The 18,543-nt window shown below is 55.9% G+C and carries 15 protein-coding genes and 1 pseudogene; 9 read left to right on the forward strand and 7 right to left on the reverse strand.

The window, feature by feature from the left end:
* Positions 1-339 precede the first annotated feature (339 nt).
* The 7 genes from GFR01_RS04950 (at position 340) to GFR01_RS04980 (ending at position 10,155) form a co-directional block, all read left to right on the forward strand.
* The gene (locus GFR01_RS04950) at positions 340-2,205 is read left to right on the forward strand and encodes an ABC transporter ATP-binding protein/permease (RefSeq protein WP_167384200.1); all 1,866 of its coding nucleotides are present in this window, start codon (positions 340-342) and stop codon (positions 2,203-2,205) included.
* A gap of 1 nt (position 2,206) precedes the next feature.
* Entirely contained in the window at positions 2,207-3,562 is a 1,356-nt protein-coding gene (locus GFR01_RS04955; RefSeq protein ID WP_167384201.1) for a TldD/PmbA family protein, read from the forward strand.
* 1 nt (position 3,563) lies between these two features.
* On the forward strand, positions 3,564-5,039 hold the full coding sequence (gene tldD / locus GFR01_RS04960) for a metalloprotease TldD (RefSeq protein ID WP_099181482.1): 1,476 nt from the start codon (positions 3,564-3,566) through the stop codon (positions 5,037-5,039).
* A 57-nt stretch (positions 5,040-5,096) separates the two neighbouring features.
* Positions 5,097-5,426, forward strand: a complete 330-nt coding sequence (gene trxA, locus GFR01_RS04965; protein ID WP_099181483.1) for a thioredoxin — start codon at positions 5,097-5,099, stop codon at positions 5,424-5,426.
* Between the two features lie 5 nt (positions 5,427-5,431).
* On the forward strand, positions 5,432-6,331 hold the full coding sequence (locus GFR01_RS04970) for a hypothetical protein (RefSeq protein ID WP_099181484.1): 900 nt from the start codon (positions 5,432-5,434) through the stop codon (positions 6,329-6,331).
* Positions 6,332-6,431: 100 nt separating this feature from the next.
* A complete protein-coding gene (locus tag GFR01_RS04975) occupies positions 6,432-8,753 on the forward strand; it encodes a TonB-dependent siderophore receptor (RefSeq protein WP_167384202.1) in 2,322 nt (773 codons plus the stop codon).
* Positions 8,754-9,159: 406 nt separating this feature from the next.
* On the forward strand, positions 9,160-10,155 hold the full coding sequence (locus GFR01_RS04980) for a LysR family transcriptional regulator (protein WP_099181486.1): 996 nt from the start codon (positions 9,160-9,162) through the stop codon (positions 10,153-10,155).
* A 193-nt stretch (positions 10,156-10,348) separates the two neighbouring features.
* Here the strand turns inward: GFR01_RS04980 and GFR01_RS04985 are convergent, their stop codons facing one another.
* Positions 10,349-11,464: an FAD-dependent oxidoreductase gene (locus GFR01_RS04985; protein ID WP_099181487.1), complete on the reverse strand. Its 1,116-nt coding sequence runs from the start codon at positions 11,462-11,464 to the stop codon at positions 10,349-10,351.
* 54 nt (positions 11,465-11,518) lie between these two features.
* Here GFR01_RS04985 and GFR01_RS04990 point away from each other — a divergent pair, with 54 nt between their 5' ends.
* Positions 11,519-11,965 carry a MarR family winged helix-turn-helix transcriptional regulator gene (locus tag GFR01_RS04990; RefSeq protein WP_099181488.1) on the forward strand — a complete coding sequence of 149 codons (447 nt, stop codon included), beginning with the start codon at positions 11,519-11,521 and terminating at the stop codon, positions 11,963-11,965.
* A gap of 66 nt (positions 11,966-12,031) precedes the next feature.
* On the opposite strand, the gene GFR01_RS04995 is transcribed toward GFR01_RS04990, so the two are convergent.
* Positions 12,032-12,595: a GNAT family N-acetyltransferase gene (locus tag GFR01_RS04995; RefSeq protein WP_099181489.1), complete on the reverse strand. Its 564-nt coding sequence runs from the start codon at positions 12,593-12,595 to the stop codon at positions 12,032-12,034.
* Between the two features lie 170 nt (positions 12,596-12,765).
* Between GFR01_RS04995 and GFR01_RS05000 the strand changes: the two are divergent.
* Positions 12,766-13,346, forward strand: a pseudogene (locus tag GFR01_RS05000) (IS5 family transposase); the annotation flags it as partial.
* 107 nt (positions 13,347-13,453) lie between these two features.
* Here GFR01_RS05000 and GFR01_RS05005 read toward each other — a convergent pair.
* Genes GFR01_RS05005 through GFR01_RS05025 form a run of 5 tightly spaced genes read right to left on the reverse strand, consistent with a single transcriptional unit; the run spans position 13,454 to position 18,542 of the window.
* Positions 13,454-14,215 (reverse strand): hypothetical protein, encoded by a 762-nt coding sequence (locus tag GFR01_RS05005; RefSeq protein ID WP_099181490.1) that lies wholly within the window; start codon positions 14,213-14,215, stop codon positions 13,454-13,456.
* On the reverse strand, positions 14,212-14,844 hold the full coding sequence (locus GFR01_RS05010; RefSeq protein WP_099181491.1) for a hypothetical protein: 633 nt from the start codon (positions 14,842-14,844) through the stop codon (positions 14,212-14,214). The genes GFR01_RS05005 and GFR01_RS05010 overlap by 4 nt, the downstream gene beginning before the upstream one ends.
* Positions 14,841-15,485, reverse strand: a complete 645-nt coding sequence (locus GFR01_RS05015) for a hypothetical protein (protein WP_099181492.1) — start codon at positions 15,483-15,485, stop codon at positions 14,841-14,843. Before GFR01_RS05015 ends, GFR01_RS05010 begins: the two co-directional genes overlap by 4 nt.
* A complete protein-coding gene (locus GFR01_RS05020; protein ID WP_145994554.1) occupies positions 15,478-16,014 on the reverse strand; it encodes a hypothetical protein in 537 nt (178 codons plus the stop codon). Before GFR01_RS05020 ends, GFR01_RS05015 begins: the two co-directional genes overlap by 8 nt.
* Positions 15,954-18,542 carry a hypothetical protein gene (locus tag GFR01_RS05025; protein WP_099181494.1) on the reverse strand — a complete coding sequence of 863 codons (2,589 nt, stop codon included), beginning with the start codon at positions 18,540-18,542 and terminating at the stop codon, positions 15,954-15,956. The genes GFR01_RS05020 and GFR01_RS05025 overlap by 61 nt, the downstream gene beginning before the upstream one ends.
* Position 18,543 lies beyond the last annotated feature (1 nt).

The raw sequence follows: 18,543 nt of genomic DNA on the forward strand, positions 1-18,543 counted from the left end.
TGAGTTGATAGCGTTTGTCGAACAGATTGATGACATCCACGCGCACTTTGATGTCGTGTCCGAGCTTGCGTCTAAAACATGCCCCTGACAGACGATGGTTGCACGCAAGCTCACACGCAGCTCATCTTCAGATGACCATATAAAAAAGTAATACTCAAAATATGTATTTCTTATTTGAAAGAATGGGATCTTTGTTGCCTCATCACAACGGAAGCAGGTTGATGAACTTGGCTTTTCGAAGAATCTGCCGGTTTGCAGAGCTATCGAGGGCAGGTGGTTTCTTCCATATCGGAAGCGATGTGGAGAAATGGTTCTGAGCTGAAAAGAGGGAGGGCGGCCATGATACGTGATGATCATTTTGAAGTGCCGGACTCCCTGCAGGGCGGTTCAGGTCTGAATGATATGACAGTGAAGGGAGTGACTTCGCTGTCTGCGGGGTCTGGGGCTGAATGGGCCGCCAAAAGCCGGTCCCTCCGGAAAATTATTTTCCTGGGCAGGATTGCAGGTGCCTTTTTTGTATCGAAAGAATGGAAAAAAGCTTGGCCGCTTTTGCTGTTCTGCCTGACCATCCAGTTCGGTGCCGTGTATGTTTTTTCTTTAGAGACTGGCATCAACAAGAAGCTGTTTGACGCACTTCAGTACAAGAACATCGCCGTCATCCCCCGGTATGCCATCGAATTCGTGGCAGTCGGATCGTTTGTCTACAGCCTGACCTATTTGGGGGTTTACCTCGAAAACGTTCTGGAGATGCTCTGGCGCAACAGGATTTCGGGACTGATTGCCGAGGAGTGGCTGAGTAACGACAGGTTCTATTTTATCGAGCGGGCCGAGCGCGTTGAGAATGCTGACCAGCGTATTGCTGAGGACGTCCGGCTCGTTATCAGCGGCGTGTCCGGCATCTTCATGGGGAGCCTTCGGTCCCTTTACACTATCGTGGTTTTTACAGCCCTGCTGATCCACCGATCTGTGCCTGTGACGTTTCACCTTTTCGGGCATGAAATCACGACGCGCTACGATATCCTGCTTGCCGCTTATGTGTCTTCCATCCTCGCAACCGGGATTATTTTCCGGATTGGCCGCAAGCTGACGCGCCTGAACATGCGTCAGCAGCATTATGAAGCTGACCTGCGCTTCACGCTCGTATCGATCAGGAAGCACGCGGAGCAGATCGCTTTCATGGTCCGTGGCAGGATCGAGCATCTGCGTATCGTCACGGCTCTTTCGAGCCTGATGCACAATTATTTTGCCCAGCAGCGCATGGGAGTGATCGTTTCATTTTCCACGCAGATCGTCACCCATATCCAGCGCGTTTTGCCACTGGCCCTGACCATTCCGCGCTATCTGGCTGGCCGAATGACGTATGGTGATATCACGCAGACGCAATCCGTGTTCGGGACTTTGAGTTCTTCACTGACCTGGCTGATGCAGATGTATCCGATGTATTCCGAGACGAATGCCTCGTTTGACCGACTTTTTGTTCTGTTTGATGCCATCCGGATGCCTGAGGAACCAGGCATTATCCTAAGCCGAACGTCAAATTCCGGAATTTCTGTCGCCAATCTCGATATTCGTCTTCCCGGCAAAAGCAAGCCGCTTGTGGCTATCGGTGCGTGGTCGATCGCCCCTGGAGAAAAATGGGTTATCACAGGGGCCTCTGGCAGCGGAAAGAGCACCCTTCTGCGGGCACTGGCGGGTCTGTGGCGGATCGGTGAGGGCGCGATCACCCTTCCGCAGGACGCACGGATCACGTTTCTGCCGCAACTGCCTTATCTGCCGCACGGGACCCTACTGGAACTGATGCTCCAGACGCAGCCGCCGTCCGAAGAGGCGCGCGAACTCTGCGCTGATCTTCTGTGCCAGTTCCGTCTGCCCTGGCTGGTTGCCCAGCTGGATATTGGTGGAGACTGGAACCAGAGACTGTCTCCCGGTGAGCAGCAGCGCTTTGCGCTGGCACGGGCTTTCGTATCTCCCCCTGACGTTCTCATTCTCGATGAGGCCACATCCGGGCTGGACCAGAACACGGCCGATACCATTTACGCCAATCTTCTGGCGCGTCCCGACCTGACTCTCATCAGCGTGGCACACACAGCCGATATCGTGACGCTGCATGACAAACGTCTGCATATCGCCAACGGGACAGCCACTATTTCTGAAATTTCGGAGACATCGCCGGTGTCTCTCCTCTCTTCAAACAGGAAGTTCTGACATGCTTCATCGCAGCGAGATCGTCCGTCTCCGGCAGGACTTTGAACAGATCGCAGACCAGGCCTTCACCTTCGGGAAGACGGCGGGTGCCGATGATGTGCAGATTTCCCTGCAGGAAACCGAAAACTGGACCGTGGGCGCGCGCAACGGGCAGCCGCTTCAGCGGAACAATTCCATTCGCCGCAATGCGCTGATCAGCGTGATGTGCAAGGGCATCCGGGCTTCCGCCGCCACTACGGATTTTTCACCCGATGCCGTCAGGCGCGCTCTGGACGCTGCGATCGATATCGCCCGATACGGGGAACGTGACGATCTTGCCGCGTTTTCCGAGGCCTCCGAATACTGCACCGATATCCGCGATCTGGACCTCTGTCATCCGTGGGACATCCGCTATCCGGACGCGCTGGCACTGGCGCTTGAGGCGGAAGAGCGCGCGCTGGCTGTCGATCCCTGCATCCAGCAGACTGAAGGCGCGTCTCTGTGGAGCTCGACCGGGTTGTCCTTTCTGGCATCGAGCAAGGGTTTCATGGGCGCCATTCCCTGGACCCAGCACGGGATTTCCTGCTCTCCCATCGCCATGCGCGATGGCGCGCGTCAGGTCGAAAGTTGGTCCAGCAATGAGCGGAGCGCGGAGCAGCTTAAAACGGCAGCGGATGTCGGCCGCATCGCGGGTGAACGTGCACTCGGCGCAATCGGCGGCCAGCAGATCCCGACCGGCACATATCGCGTCCTGATCGATGCGCCTACGGTTACGGGGCTGCTCGGTGAGTTCATGCGCGCCGTTTCCGGTCCACTGCTGCGTCAGGGAAATTCATTCCTTGCCAACACGCTCGGCGAGGCGGTTTTCCCCGAACATATCAGCATTTCCGAAGATCCTTTCCGTCCGAGAGGGCGCTCCAGCTCGCCTTATGATGCGGACGGGATCGCCGGAACGGTCCGTAACGTGGTGGATCGGGGGGTGCTGCGTGGATATTTCCTGGATCTCTATTCGGCCCGCTCGCTGAAGATGGCGCCAACGGGAAATGGCGGACAGACCTACAACATGGAGATCGTCAGTGCGCTGACAGCCCCGTCTGATACCCTGGCAGAGATGCTCAAGAAGCTCGGGACGGGCCTTCTGATCACGCATATGGCCGGTTCGTCAGACCTGACCACAGGAACATTTTCCCGGGCGGTACGGGGGGCCTGGGTGAAGGACGGAAAGATCGTGCAGCCGGTTGCCGGGGTCACGGTCGCCTCGAACCTGCGGGAGATGTTCTCGGGGCTCGTCGCGGTCGGTGCGGATACGGTCGAGCGTGGGCCTTTCCGCACGGGATCGTGGCTTCTGGCTGATATGTCCGTCGGGGGGAGCGTCTGAGATGTCGGGTCTTTCAGAAAACAGCACGAAGATTAGTCGTATTGCAGCCGCGCGTTCCGCCATCGTGGAACGATATGGGCTGGATGAGGCCTTTCTGCGGAAGGTCTCTGAAAACGCATTGGGGAAATGGGGAGACTTTGCGGATCTCTATCTCCAGTCCCGTGCGTCCGAAAACTGGCGGATCGAGAACGGCAGGATCAAGGCCGGGACCTTCGGGATCGATCTCGGATACGGCATGCGAGCGATGCGGGATGCGGAGGTCTCTTTCGCCTCGTCCCAGCGGATTGACCGCGCCGCCATGGAGACGATGGCGCGCCGGCTGACAGAAGGATATGGCGAGGCCAACCCGGTCGCGTCGGTTGGCCTCGTGCAGCGGACCAGTTCCGAACGGGCGGATCTGTATGGGATTGCGGACCCGCTGCTGTCCTGGAATGCGGATCGCAAGATCGCGCTGCTGCGGTCGATCGACGAACTTGCCCGTTCGCTGGATCCGAGGGTCGTGTCGGTCAATGCCAGCGTGCAGGCCTCGCATGAGACGGTCTGGGTCACGCGGCATGACGGGTTTTCGAGCGGCGATATCCGTCCGCTCGTCAAGCTGGCTGTCGCCGTGACGGTTCTGGCCGATGGCCGTCGTGAAATGTCCAGCTCCGGATTTGGCGGACGTGCTGGATACGAGGTGCTGACCCCCGATGCGGTGGAAACCCTTGTCCGGAAGGTTGTGTCGTCTGCACTGACTAAGCTGGAAGGCCGCCCCGCACCCGCAGGTCCGATGACGGTCGTCATCGGCGCAGGCTGGAACGGCGTTCTTCTGCACGAGGCGGTGGGTCACGGGCTTGAGGGCGACTTCAACCAGCGCGGCAGTTCGGCCTTCTCCGGGCGCATCGGAGAGCAGATTGCGGCTCCCGGCGTCACGATCCTTGACGATGGCACGGTTCCCGGCGGCCGGGGTTCCCTCAACATCGACGATGAGGGTGTCGGGAGCCATCGGACGGTTCTGGTTGAGGACGGGATTCTGCGAGGCTACATGCACGATCTGCTGAGTGCACGGCAGATGGGATGTGCCCCGACCGGTAATGGTCGCCGCCAGTCCTATGCGTCTCTGCCCCTGCCGCGCATGACGAATACCTACATGGAAGCCGGAACCATGGAGCCTGCGGAAATCATCGCATCCGTCGAACATGGAATTTATGTCGACAACCTCTCCGGCGGTCAGGTGGACGTGACAAGCGGCCGCTTCGTGTTTGAGGCGTCCGAGGCGTTCCTGATCGAAAGCGGAAAACTCACCGCGCCTGTCGCCGGCGCCACGATCCTCGGGAACGGTCCGGACACGCTGCGACAGATCAGCATGATCGGCAATGACCGGATGCTCGATGGTGGCGTCGGTGTGTGCTCCAAATCCGGGCAGACCCTGCCTGTAGGGGTAGGGCAGCCAACATTGCGCGTGGACGATCTGATCGTGGGCGGGAAGGGATCATGACACCTTTTGCGCACTGAGATCGTCCCGAAAAATCCAGATCCTGAAAAGAGAAAAACCATGAGCACCATCATCGCCGTTTCAGAAGACAGCTTTGACGATATCGTCCTGAACTCCGAACTTCCCGTTGTCGTGGACTTCTGGGCACCCTGGTGCTCGCCCTGCAAGCAGCTGATGCCCATTCTGGATGATACTGCCGAGACCTATGCGGGCGAAGTGGTGGTTGCGAAGGTCAACGCCGACGAGAACCCGGCTATCATCGGAAAATACCATGTTCGTGGCCTGCCGACCGTCATTCTTTTTTCTGATGGCGAGGAACGTGAGCGTTTCTCTGGTCTGCAGACCAAGAGCCGTATTTCCGCTTTCATCGACCGTAATCTCGGGGGCTGAGCATCATGCAGTCTTTTCAGGACAATCCTGCCCTCAAGCGCTCTCTGCTGCAGAAAACCCAGGCCTTCCAGGCATCCGATGGCTGGACCACTCGTCCAGTCTACTGGGATGGAAAAGGGGGCAGTCTGGTCGGCGGTCTGCTGGGCAGTGAAGATCTCGATCAATGGACCCGCGAGTTTGCGCTGCCGAAATGGACGGCCCTGCTGCTGGACATGGTTGCCGTAATGCCGCCTTCCGCAGAAGAGGCGAAAGCGGCTCAGATTTCGCTGCTGGAAGCTCTGCCTGTGGGTGTCGATCTGGATCAGTACGGCAACCTTGTTCTCTCCCGCTTTCTGAAGGAGACGGAAAAAGATTTGTCGTTTCTTCCCACGAATCATCCTCTACGGGCATCTCTGGCAGGCGTCATGGCGCTGCATGAAGCTGAAATGTCGGGAAAATCGCTAAAACCTTCCGAATGGCGCGAGGCACGATCCGAGGCTATTACCGCAACGGATCAGGCCGCCCCAGATAGTCCTGAAGCAAAATTTGGAGCCGTTATCGAAGCGGCAGCCTGGGATCCCCGGACATCACGCTCTGTCGTCGCGGATACGTTCCGATCGTGGATCAATGCGCGGCGGGATGCCACTGTTCAGCAAAAAGTGGGGGAGCAGGGTCTCAGCACGTTTGAAGAAACCAAGCATCTTCTCGACAGAATTCACGAAGAAGAGCGGAAGAAAAGAAAAGATCCGAAAGAGTTTATTCATGTTTTCGGAATTCTCGAAGAACGCTACCCCAAAGAATATAGAGACATGAGGGATTTTCATCGGATCCAGCATGAAGAAGCGGTCAGACAGAGGCAGGCAGGATTTCATATTATTATTTCCACACTCGAGAGTGCAGAAGTTAAGTTCCGATGTATATGCTGAAGAACATGGTTTCTTCGGATATTTACTCCGGTTCTTGTAATAAATAATCCGTATTGCATGGAAAAGACCCATGCATTCTGGAATAATATTGGAAGTGAAAATGAATACATTGTTTCGAACACGGAACATATCGCTGTATTTCACTGCGGGGCTGGTGGGCGTCTACATTCCGGCTTATGCAGCGGAGACACAAACTCTGCAGGGTGGAATCAGGCAGGTTTCTGATACGGTCGTCGTTCTTCCACGCCAGCCTCTGAAAAAGACAGTTTCAGAAATTTCCCTTCGAATGCACGTTCCGGTCACCATCGGACCGGAGGTGCCTGATACGGTATATGCGTCCCCGGTTAAATCCAGGATCGCGGCTGAGGCGCTCCAGCAGGCACTCGTCGGAACAGACTACACGATCTATACGGACAAAGCAGGCGCGGTTTATATCCGGCCGGCCAATCGTGAAAACATGAACGTCAGGGCCAAGCGCAATGAAGCTGAGAGCCAGTATAATGTAGATTCATCTGCATCTTCGACGCGAACCGGTGGCTCGGTCCGGGATCTTCCCCAGTCCTCGCGAACGATTACCAGTGCGTTGATGGCAGACCAGCAGATCCAGACAGTCGCGGATGCCATGCGAAACGCAAGCGGCATGACGGTTAACAAAAGCAACCTCCAGGGGGCAAATGGTTATACGGTTCGTGGCTGGACAGCGACCGGCATGACGAACGGCATGCTTGATCCGACCGGGCCCATGCAGCCAGTTGCGAATGTCGAGCGTGTCGAAGTTCTCAAAGGTCCGGCGGCTTTGCTTTCAGGCGGCAACAATATGGGCGGATCGGTTAACATCGTGACGAAAAAGCCTACATCCGATCCGCTTCTGAACATTGAGGGTATGTATGGCTCCTACGATGATCGCAAGATCACGGTGGATGGCTCCGACGCGCTGAACCACGACAAGACGATAAGCGCTCGGATCGTCGGTGACTTCGCAGATCAGGATCGTACCTGGGCGGGATACAAGGGACGCAAGGAATACTCGATTGCACCGTCGATCCGCTTCAAGAACCGGAGTGTCGATATCACGGTCGGTGTAGAAAATTCAAAGGTCCGCCAGCCCCAGACGGGATATGCCGTCATTCAGGCTCCTGGCGATGATCCGCAGATCGTAACTTACGGTCATGCCTTCGGGCCTGACAATCAGGGCATCGACATGTGGAACACGCGGTGGTTCTACGAAGCGACCTGGAATATCAACCGCTGGCTGACATTTGTCAGCCGAAGTCATCTATCCAATACAACAACACTGGTTGATATGTATGGTACGGCTGCCTATGAAGGTAACAACAACTACCTGATTATGCAGACCATCGACAAACAGGTATCGTCGCAGCAGGCTACGGATGATTATCTGCGTGCCAAGTTCAAAACATTCAATGTAAAGCACACAATATCAACGGGAATGAATTATTCTCAGTATATGGTATCGGACTATGGTGCAGATGCAACTGACAATAATGTATTTACCGTTGGTCCACTCAACTCCAGTACGCACCTTGCCGCCTTCCAGCCCGCTAACACATTCGAATATCGTCTCGGAACACGGCAGTTGGGATTTTACGGTCAGGATCTGATCGAGTATGGGCGCTTCCATTTCTTCGGGGCCATCCGTCATACCAGTTACCGCTCTTGGGGAAACAACTCGGCTCCTGTTACGATTGGTAAGATAACTCCGATTGCTGGTGTCGTTATTGATCTGACAAAGCAGGTTTCCATTTATGGAAGCTGGGTGAAGGGGTTTACTCCTAATTATAGCATCGGAACAGACAACAAGCTTCTGCCCTCCCAGACGACCACGAATTTCGAAGCTGGCGCCAAGGCGCAGTTTTTCAAGAAGAAACTTGATCTCATTGCATCGGTCTATCGATTGGACCAGAGCAACTATTCCGTGCTGGCAGCAGGATATACGAACAGATACACAGTTCTGCCGGGTATGCGTACGCAGGGTGTTGATATCGATCTAAGTGGAACGATCCTGCCGGGATGGCAGATTTCTGGTAGCTTCACTTACGCAGGCTTCAAATTCCTCAGCAATGCTCTTCAAAAATACATTGTTCCGGCACAGCCAAAGATTAAATACAGCCTTTATACAAGCTATGTGATCCAGAATGGCATGTTCAAACGTGCGGGAATGGCCTTTGGAGTATATGGAAACAGCAGCAGTTCGGCGTCGTCTTATTATCCGAAATATACGCTGGGTTCACAGCACGAAATTGATCTGAACTTCTTCTACACTTACAGGAAAATGAAACTCAACTTCGGAATTACTAATCTTGAAAACCGCAATATCTATGGGGTGAGCAGTACGTCGACGTATATTTCTGTCAATGGGCCCCGCATGTTTCGAGGCACAATGTCGTACTCTTTCTTCTAAAGAGGTAGGATCTGACTGGTTGAAATGCCTTGCGGTCTACTCTTTGTCTTGGAGGCCGCAAGATCATTGTGTCATGAAAAGACTTCGTCAAAGCACACCGGGCTATCCTGCTTTTCGTATGAGGTCTGACGAGGAACCAAAGCTGTTGCTACGGCTAGTTGGATGATAGCGAAGGGAAAAAGATAGTTGGTGAAATATTTCTGAAGGGATTGTCTACAAAACTCCCCTGTTGTCTCGGAATGTTCAGAAGGCGAAGAGCTTTCCATTTCTCCCGGGAGCATATTTTTCAATCTTCGCGAACGTCTATCACCAAGAACCAGACGGTATGTTCATACAGCCGTGATATCATTGGTCAAACTGAGACGTTACCTGGTCTGCGGTTTCCTATAAGAAAGTGGACTCTGGAATGACAAAACCCGATATGAATCATATGCATCTCAGGCGTTTAAACCTGAATCTGCTTTATACTCTTGATGCAATATTGAATTCGGATTCCCTTACCGATGCAGGACGCCTGATCAGGCTTAGCCAGCCTGCGATGAGTGTTGCATTCAAGAAGCTTAAGGACCAGTTCGATGACGAACTGATCATTTATCTGTCAGGTAATCGGGTTCTGACGCCTCTGGCTGAAAAATTGAAGCCGCGTGTTAAGAGGATCCTTGTGGAATTGAATGAGACATTCAATCTGCAAATCGATTTCGATCCGAAAACCAGTAGAAAAACATTTCGACTGGCAGCTTCGGAGAGCCTGGCTACGATGCTTTTAGGGCGTGTCGTACCCCGGATGCTCATGGAGGCCGAAAATATCAATGTTGTCGTCTCATCTTTGAACAATACGACACAGGCCGAATTGTTTGAAAAAGGGGCAGATATGGTGATTACCCCCCAATCAAGCCTTGATCCAAATTTCCCGTCTCTGGAACTTATGACGGATCGACTGTCCTGCATGGTATGGGAACATCATCCTCTTATCAAATCCAGTATCACTCTTGAAGAATATCTAGCGGCTCGTCATGTAGCAGTCTCCGAGACGTTAGATTTGTCCTCTCGTGCAGGGGGAATACTCTCCCAGAGGCGGATCGTTGCCACAACAAGCCGGTATGGAACACTTCCTGAACTCATAATTGGGACGGACCTTGTGGCAACAGGAAGCAGTTGGGTGCTTCAGTATTATGCCTCAATGCTGCCGGTGAAAGTTGTTACCTTGCCATTTCCCACAGAACAGACTGCCGTTTTCGCGCAATGGCCCGATCATCGCACTTCGGATCCTGCACATCACTGGTTGATGGCCCATGTGAGCGGATTCACAGAGACACATCGCAAAGCACACGCGATTGCACGAGGAAAAAATAATTCTTATGATTTATGTATTTGTTCCAATAATAGTATTACACTTGATTAAATATAAAAAATAATGGAACATTAATAAAAATCATAATATACCTCGGGCTAATTTTTGAGGATACACTTTACGCTATAATTTTTGCTTTCCGATCCGTGAAGCAGGAAATAGAACGACCCATTCGGCCTTCATGTCAGTCGTACTGTGCGACAGGTGAAAATCCGGATAGCTGAACCGAAATCCACTTGGCGTTTCATACCCTCCTTATGCGCGCACGGTAATGTTCCAGAACCGGCATAACGCCCTCGGACGAGAATGCGCCGTTCAGCCCTTGGGCTGCTCCTTCGGCCGCCTTGGCCGCGCGCCTGGACATCGTCCGTTCATACCGGGTGACGGACGTCCAGCCACCGTCTGAAGTTAGTGCCCCAGCAAGGTCGACCGCATCAGCAAGTGCCAGATTCACGCCTTCACCTGAAAATGGGGACATCAGATGCGCCGCATCGCCCAACAGCGTAAGACCAACCCGGCTCTTCCATTGATGCCCGATGGGCAACGCATAAAGTGGCCGAACACCAATCACATCGCCAGTCTCCACTACCTCTCTCAACATAGGTGCCCACCCTGCGAAGGCGTCTTGCAGGACCTGTTGTAGCTGCTCGGGAGACGACGCCCGCCATTCTTTTGCCGTGGCCTCGGCCAGACGGACGCCCGCATAGCCTCGAATATGTCCAAGCCCGTTCCGCTGCGTGATCAAGGCACGGTTGTCACCCACCGCGAACATTTTCCCGCTACCAGTCAGCCTGTTTATTGCCGGATGTCTTGCTACGTCGAAGCCCAACTCAACCAAAGTGACTCCTTCATAGGCTGGTTTGGCGTCGCTGAGCAGTGGCCGGACTTGCGACCAAGCGCCGTCGGCCCCCACCACGACATCGAACTGTTCGGTCCAGCCCTCGCCAACCAGTACGAAACCGTCAGCACTGGGAATGATCCCCGCAACACGACACCCCCAACGAACCGTGCCGGGCAGAAGCGCTTCCAGGAGAATGTTGCGTAACGCAGTTCGATCGATTTCAGGCCGGTCGTCCGTGGGATCGTCACGATCGAACAACAAGGTACCATCGGCATCGTAGAGCCGGTCACCTTGATCCTCCGGACGAGAAGCCGCGGCGAACGCAATTTCCAGACCCGCTTGCCGCATTGCGTACTGGCCGGTTTGGCTGTGGAGGTCGAGAGAGCCACCTTGCGGGCGCTCGTCAACGTGAGTATCCCGCTCGAACACCACGGGAGATCGGCCGTAACGTTGCAACAGCCGGGCAAGCATCAAGCCTCCGGGCCCACCTCCGATGATCGCGATCCGATTCATTGCCATGTCAGCGCCTCTTGTTTATATAGGTTCCTATATATCAACGTAGGGGCCTATGCAATGAACGATAACGAATGGGATCCCTTGAGCCATCCTGGCCACTATTTCAGCCGGATCGCCCGAGGCCTGAGCCGCGTCGGGGATGCACGACTACGTGATCTGGGATTGGCCACGGCGCAACTGCCCATCCTGACCGCGCTCAAAGATGGCGCGCAGCTCTCACAAAAGCAGTTGGCGCATTGGGCGAAGGTTGAGCAGCCAACCATGGCGCAGATGCTGTCCCGCATGGAACGCGACGGTCTGATCCAACGCACACCAGACCCCAATGACGGGCGATCAAGCCTGATTTCGTTGACGAAGATGGCCCTCGAACGACTGCCAGCCGGCCGCGCCGTATTGCGTCAAGGTAATGCCGACATGACAAAGGGCCTGACCTCGGAGGAGATCGATACGCTTATAATGCTACTTAGACAGGTCCTTGCCAATATCGAGGTCATGGAACAATAAGCTTTGTCAGATTTCGCCCTCATCTTGGGCACAGTTGCCAAGCCTCGTTACTCGAATAACGACCACTTAATTGCGATGTTTGTGTGCGATGCTCTTCAGATCGAACCGCATCGCACACCGAGAACCCTTTGGAAATCCTTGGTCATGCTCCCTATCGAGGACGGATAGCAGACGCTGATCCAAATCTTTATTCAAAAGGATTACGAAACCCATTTTGGAGTAGAATGGCGCATTCCATGGAACTTCTTGAAAAGTGGTCAAGGTTATGCACGTCAGTTTTTCGCGCAGAGCCCATTGTGTGAGGTGCTGAAGTAATGCTTTCCCGATACCACATCTCTGCCAGGGTGAAGCAACTGACATCTCGAGGATATGAACGTCATTGCGGTCCACGAAAGCTGTCAAAAAACCGACAGGCGTATCCACTGTATTTACAGCGACCCAGCATGTCCCTGTCCGTATAGATCTTCGATGCGTGTCCGCTGACATCGTATCTGACGCCGCAATCCAATTCAGCGCTGGCACAAATCTGAAAGATTGCGCTGCAGAAATCTCAATGGTTTGCAACTGCTCTACCTCCTTCAGGCGGGCATCGCGGATCTGGAAGGATTGCTTCTGGACACGTGAATTCATACTCTAAGACCCTGCATAAGCGTGTTTACGCATCTAGACTGATCATATCGGACGACGAGTCTTTCGCATTATTCGCACCAAATCACCGCAATAAAATTTTGAGAACGGGTAATCTGTTCGTTTCTATGGCCAGTTTCTTTCCAGAAGCCACCTTTGCCGTAGACGAGTATCTGTGGAACACGCCTAGAAACGACGCTTGCGCTCCTTTTCCGAAGAGCGACGGCAGACCATGCGTTGATGACCGCCACGTGTTAAGTGGCATCTTTTTTGTTAATTGGAACGGCCTGCGCTGGCAGGATGCGCCCCGGGACTATGGGCGGCACAAGACGCTATACAACTGTTGGAAGCGTTGGAGTGCCATGGGAGTCTTCGCGCGGATGATGGATGGGCTGTCTGCTGGGAAGGCAGAGCCTCAGACCATCATGATTGATGTGGCCTATCTCAAGGCAGACCGTACGGCTTCGAGCCTGGGGCTAAAAAAGGGGGTATGAACACGAAGCTGCATGCCGTCACGGATCAGAACGGACGTCCGCTGAGCTTCTTCATGACGGCGGGGCAGATCAGTGATTACACCCGTGCCGCTGCCCTTCTGGGCAGTCTTTCTGCAGCACAATGGATGCTGGGAGCCCGGGGATATGACGCTGACTGATTCAGGGATGTCTTGGAGGAGAAAGGGATCAAACCCTGCATTCCGGGACGGAAATTCCGCGGGAAACCTGTCAAATACGACAAGCGGAAATACAAACGTCGCTGAAGCGCGACACTCAATTTGGAACTAACGGACAGACAAGTTGGAACCCTTTTTCATAGGTCTCACCCTGTCCGTTAGACCGTCTTTAAACGGGTTTTAAACCCCGATTAAACGGCAGATAAAAACTCCTGGTTCGCCTCAATCAACGTCCCCCAGTCCTGAACCTTCGCCGGTGGCAACAACTGCCTCCAGAGCAGCCCATGCGCTTCCGTCAGGCGAGACCGTACCCAACGCCACGTCGCTTTCTGCTCCATCCCCCACGTCAGGATCGTGACCAGATCATCGTCGGCCGTCCCATCCCAGGACCAGATCAGCCCGCAGTGATACCCCCAGGACGCAGGCGTCTGGTCTCCAGCCGTCTGCGTGTCCCACACTCCAGCCGCCTGATCGGCCTTAGCCAGAGCGAACCCTGCATAAGAGCAGTCCATGCCCGCAATCACATTGCGAACCGCGTTCAGATCCTCGAAATCGGCTGTCCCAAACACCGGGAAGAGCGTCTGTGATGCTAGAGAAAACCCCTGACGCGATGCATGGGTCAGAACAGACAGCTCATCGCCGCCCAGATCCGTTGCCTCATCACCCGGCACATACCCCGTGGACGCAGAATAGAACGCAACAGCGTCGGCCTCACGGACAGAAACCTGAAACCCGTTTAGCGCTGCTGTGGCCCGGATCGAATTACCCACCCCCACAGCGGAGCAGTTCCCCAGCCTGTCGTTGCCCAGCAGCAGCGGAGCCGGATTGATTCCCGTTCGCGGCAGACGTTCCGGAGCCCGCTTCGCCATCACGCGCTTACTGGTCTGTGACAGCAGCGGCATTCTCGGGTCCAGCCGTGCCGGTGCCCCACCCAGACAACGCTGACCCTTCATGGCCGTGCTCCCACGAACGGAGCTGCCGACTTGAACGGACAGACCGCTTCCGTCCAGTCCTCAATCAGACCGTCCACACGCTCCCGCAGCGCATTCCGGTCTGCCAGAATATCCCCGCGTTCCTGATCCAGCTGCGCTTGAACCGCCTGACTGCCACCGCCTTTATCCCCGTCGCCTGACAGAAGGTCATGCTCCCAGGCCAACCGACGCGACATCTCAACATCTGGGAGGAGCGACAGTGCCGTCACTGTCACGGGAGCCAGAACCGTCTGCGCCCGCGTCTTCGCAAGATCCGCTTCCGCACCCAGTGACGGCGCGGACGTAATGGACGCCAGCGTGATCTTGCCCGAAGCCGTCACACTGCCAGTCAGCGTGACGTTCATATCCCCGGAGAGCACCGTCACAACCGGATCTGGACGCATCGCCAGACACTGCGCAGCCTGCACATCCTGATCAAACGCCGCCCCCTGCGTGGTTGTCCAAGACGTGACACGCGCCGCCGGAATTGCGCCCGCATGCGCCATGTCTTCCTGAATACCGGACAGAGCCGCCGGAATAGTCGTGGTCGTGAGGGCCGCTCCCTGACATCCCCCCAACAGCAGCAAAGCCGCCACCAGAACGCCCCTCATCGGCGGAGCCTCACCAGACGCGCCGCACGAACACCCTCATAACTGACCTGATACCGCGTCATGGCCGGGCGCGTGAGAGCCAAGCGCTGCGCCTTCGTCAGGGTGACAGACGAAATGGCAGCCTTGAAAGCCGCCGCAATGGTGCTGATCGCACTGGCCGCCGTCGTGATCTCACTCACCAGTGAAGCGCCGAGTTGCGCAGCATAATCGCTTGCTACAGACGACAGCAGGGTTGCGAGCTGCTGGATATCCGCCAGCAGCGACGTCACCACATCAGGAACGCTGCCCGTGCTCAGTGTCAGAGACAGCGACGTGCCAGCGTAGGTCTCGAAATTACTCAGTCCGGTCTGAACCGTCGTCAGAAGAGACGTGATGGCTGCGGCCTGTGTGGCTCCGATCAGGGAGGAAAGCTGTGCGATTCCTACAACCGTCTTTCCAGCCGACAGAACTGCGGTGCCGTAGGACACCAGCTCGTCAACGTCGATGGTCAGCGTCTTGGCGCCATCGGCGGACGTGCTGGTCGAACACCCCGGCAACGATGCAAGGGACAGCCCCACAGCGGCCCCGGAAAACACACGCCCCAGGAACCGGCGACGGCTGCGGTTAAGCGTTTCGGACTGGACAACAACACGATCAATCATGGGAAGCTCCTGCTTTTTCAGTTTTCGAATTTAATGGAGCGGTGCCCGCATCCGGTGCCGCCAGCGCGGGAGCATCTGCCAGTTCGCTCTGCGGTGGCACGACTGCGACAGGAAACGGCGGTAGCGGTGGAAACTCGGTTAATGAGTGACCCGCAACGGCCTCCAGAGCGTGGACCTGCAAACGCGCCCCGATTGCCTGCTCGTAAACAGTCTGAAGGGTTTCGGCAGACGCGATTGCATGCGCTCGCGCCGCCGCTTCCAGCAGGACAACGCGCTCATACGACGCTGACAGAACAGATTCTCTTTTCTGGGCGGTATCCAGCAACCTCAGCGCCTGATCGCCAGCGGTCAGCCTGTTCGACTGGGAGCGCAGGCGATACTGCCCCACTGCACCGGCCCACCCACCGACAGCCCCAAACGCCCACTGAATAGGGTCGCCCCATTCGTGCCAGAACGCCGCGAGAAAACTCATTGCGCCACCAGCGCGGCGTTCGTGCTGTCTCGCCAGCCAGAGACTGAAGCGTGCCACCAGACAGGCACGCCCACCACACCGTTCACTTTGCAGTCCGAACACCAGACCTGCGCGCCGTCATCGTCGGCAGTCGGCAGGCTGTTCAGCGTGAACGATCCCGCCACGAACGCTCCACCGTAGTTTCCAGTGTACGGACTGATTTTCGCATTGGCGTAACTGGTGCTGTGAAAATAGCTGCACAGAGACGGCGTGGCGCTGTCGCACATATTGACGCTCTTGCCAGCGGCCAGGTTGATATCTCCTGATACGGTGATCGCGCTGTCGAACACAGCCGTGCCTACCGTTTCCAGAGAGGCCAATTTAGCCGCACCACCGGTCGTCAATGCGCCGTCCACGTAGAACGTCCCGGCCAGACCGTTTTTGTTGGCCACGACCTGGTGCAGCACGGGTCCGGTCGTAGATGTCGCATCTACCAGATACTGGTAACCGCCCATCACGCCGTCGCTGTCGTTCAGACCTAAGGATTTACCGGCGGCAACGCTGACATTTCCGTCCGCCAGCAGCGCGCCCTTCAGGTGGAGGCCTGGTGCCCCTTGAGCGCCAGAGTATGAAGCACTGGTCCCAGCCTGGGAATTGAACGCGATATTCATCTGGTAGGTGCTGTCAGAATACGCGTACGCCGCATTGGACCCGTTGGGATCAACCGTGTAGAGCGCGGCTCCGTTGCCAGTCAGGATATCGCCGCCCGACACAATTTTTCCATGTGAGTCCACGTAGGCGCAGGCATTATAGCCGCACAGGCCAATCCCGTTTTTGTATGCCTGCGGGTTCAGCTCAATTCGCTCTTGGATGGTCCCCAGCTGCCCGCGACCGGCCCCAACAGACACGCCATAGCTGATGGTCTCGTTTGCGTAATCCGTTGTACTGCCGGGGTCTGTGGCGAACCGCTGAGCCCACCACATCGGGCGAATATACGTGAAATTACTGAAGGTCTGGCCGCCTGTATTGGTGGACGACGCCAGGCTGGCGATGACGGCAGTCGTCGGACCACCAGAAACGTCCCGAGACGGTCCCTCCAGCGGCCCAACGTATAGTGGATCAGATTGGACAGCCGTTGCGTACCAGTTCGGTGCCATCACCAGGAGGTTACTATTTCCCCCTGCGAGGGCGAGGTTATAGCTTCCATCTGCTGGCTGATCGCCACCGTAGGAAATCGTGAGGCCGTGAAGCGTTCGACCACGCACACCCGACGCGGTGGAACCGCCCCACAGGTCGATCTCATTCGCTTCACACTGCCGGGTGAGTGTGTCCACCTCTGTCGTCAGACACGCGACAGTCTGGTTCATATTGAATTTTTTGTACGCACCCCCGATGAAAACGCTCGGTGTCCGATAAGTCCATGTGGGGCTGGCGCTGTCTGCGTCGATCAGGTCGCCGCTATTCTGACCGGGAGCAGTCGTCACCGTCGCGGCGCTGGCCTCGGTGCGCCAACCAGCTGCACGACCGTCTGGATCACTGACGATATTCAGGACCGTGTAGTCAGTCCCCTGGGTCCACGAGGCCACATATCCGTAATAGACGTTAGGCGTAAACGTGGCAGTCGTCAGCGTTTGGCCGTTCCAGTTCGTCCAGTAGCTGCCACCGGCAGCGTTTCCCCCAGGCGCGTCATAATTGGCATACACGCGCATCCATTGCTTCAGCAGACGGATCTGAGCGGTGCTCAGGGCAGGCGTGATCGTGACAGTTGATCCCGTCAGCGCGACAGTTCGCGGGGTACTGTCGTCACGCGTGACCTGCGAACCGGCCTCAATCCTGAACGGGGTGATCTGGCTGCCAACGTACAATGAGCAGCCGTCGTCGTTGCCACAACCGTTGCGGCCCGTCCCCTGGTCGCCAATCGTGTCGTAAATAGCCGCGATCGCGCCGCCAGAATCGCTCATTGACCACGGTGAACCCGTCACTTTGAGATAACCGTCGTCGTGGTCCGTGTGGCCACCAACTAGCGTCGTATTTGGATAGAGGAACGGATCTCCGTTATTCCAGCCTGACGAAAACGACGGCCGCGCCGTATAGCCGTTCCCCGCAGGAATAAAGCCGCCGCCGATATAGGACTGCCCCCACGCAGATCCCGTCGTATTCACAGGGGCTGTCACAGCACCGTTAGCGTCCAGGCCCGCCAACCCAATAATCCCGCTGGCCGTTGGTGCGTTGACACCCGCTTTCAACAGGAAGTTGGCATTCAGCGTCGTCAATAAATCGAACGTATTTTTCAGCGCGGCATTGGCCGTTGTCTGCGTTGTAGAAATCGTGTCTGACGCCGCTTTTTCAGCAGCCAGAGCGCGATTGGTCTCTGTCGCAAGCCCTGTGGCGTTCTGCCCGAGCTGCGACAGAACCACAGAAATCGGCTGTCCGCCTAGCATCGTCGCAGGATCGAGATTGATGAATTTCGCAATCCCGTCCTGGCCGATCTGATAGGTCGGATTGAGCCGACTGGAAGCAATTCCACCACCAGGCGTGAAAATCGGCGCTGCGCTTCCGAAAGCCGGGATCGTCAGAGCTGCCAGCAAAACCAAACAACGACGCATG

The sequence above is a fragment of the Gluconobacter frateurii genome (assembly GCF_002723955.1).
In the GTDB taxonomy this organism is placed as follows: Bacteria; Pseudomonadota; Alphaproteobacteria; order Acetobacterales; family Acetobacteraceae; genus Gluconobacter; species Gluconobacter frateurii.

What these genes read in the sequence shown, in the direction of transcription:
- GFR01_RS04955 (WP_167384201.1), top strand. Translation starts at nt 2,207, where the DNA reads ATGCTTCATCGCAGCGAGATCGTCCGTCTCCGGCAGGACTTTGAACAG.
- GFR01_RS04975 (WP_167384202.1), top strand. Translation starts at nt 6,432, where the DNA reads ATGAATACATTGTTTCGAACACGGAACATATCGCTGTATTTCACTGCG.
- GFR01_RS04990 (WP_099181488.1), top strand. Translation starts at nt 11,519, where the DNA reads ATGAACGATAACGAATGGGATCCCTTGAGCCATCCTGGCCACTATTTC.
- GFR01_RS05025 (WP_099181494.1), bottom strand. Translation starts at nt 18,542, where the DNA reads ATGCGTCGTTGTTTGGTTTTGCTGGCAGCTCTGACGATCCCGGCTTTC.
- GFR01_RS04985 (WP_099181487.1), bottom strand. Translation starts at nt 11,464, where the DNA reads ATGGCAATGAATCGGATCGCGATCATCGGAGGTGGGCCCGGAGGCTTG.
- trxA (WP_099181483.1), top strand. Translation starts at nt 5,097, where the DNA reads ATGAGCACCATCATCGCCGTTTCAGAAGACAGCTTTGACGATATCGTC.
- GFR01_RS05005 (WP_099181490.1), bottom strand. Translation starts at nt 14,215, where the DNA reads ATGAAGGGTCAGCGTTGTCTGGGTGGGGCACCGGCACGGCTGGACCCG.
- GFR01_RS04980 (WP_099181486.1), top strand. Translation starts at nt 9,160, where the DNA reads ATGACAAAACCCGATATGAATCATATGCATCTCAGGCGTTTAAACCTG.
- GFR01_RS05010 (WP_099181491.1), bottom strand. Translation starts at nt 14,844, where the DNA reads ATGAGGGGCGTTCTGGTGGCGGCTTTGCTGCTGTTGGGGGGATGTCAG.
- GFR01_RS04970 (WP_099181484.1), top strand. Translation starts at nt 5,432, where the DNA reads ATGCAGTCTTTTCAGGACAATCCTGCCCTCAAGCGCTCTCTGCTGCAG.
- tldD (WP_099181482.1), top strand. Translation starts at nt 3,564, where the DNA reads ATGTCGGGTCTTTCAGAAAACAGCACGAAGATTAGTCGTATTGCAGCC.
- GFR01_RS04950 (WP_167384200.1), top strand. Translation starts at nt 340, where the DNA reads ATGATACGTGATGATCATTTTGAAGTGCCGGACTCCCTGCAGGGCGGT.
- GFR01_RS04995 (WP_099181489.1), bottom strand. Translation starts at nt 12,595, where the DNA reads ATGAATTCACGTGTCCAGAAGCAATCCTTCCAGATCCGCGATGCCCGC.
- GFR01_RS05015 (WP_099181492.1), bottom strand. Translation starts at nt 15,485, where the DNA reads ATGATTGATCGTGTTGTTGTCCAGTCCGAAACGCTTAACCGCAGCCGT.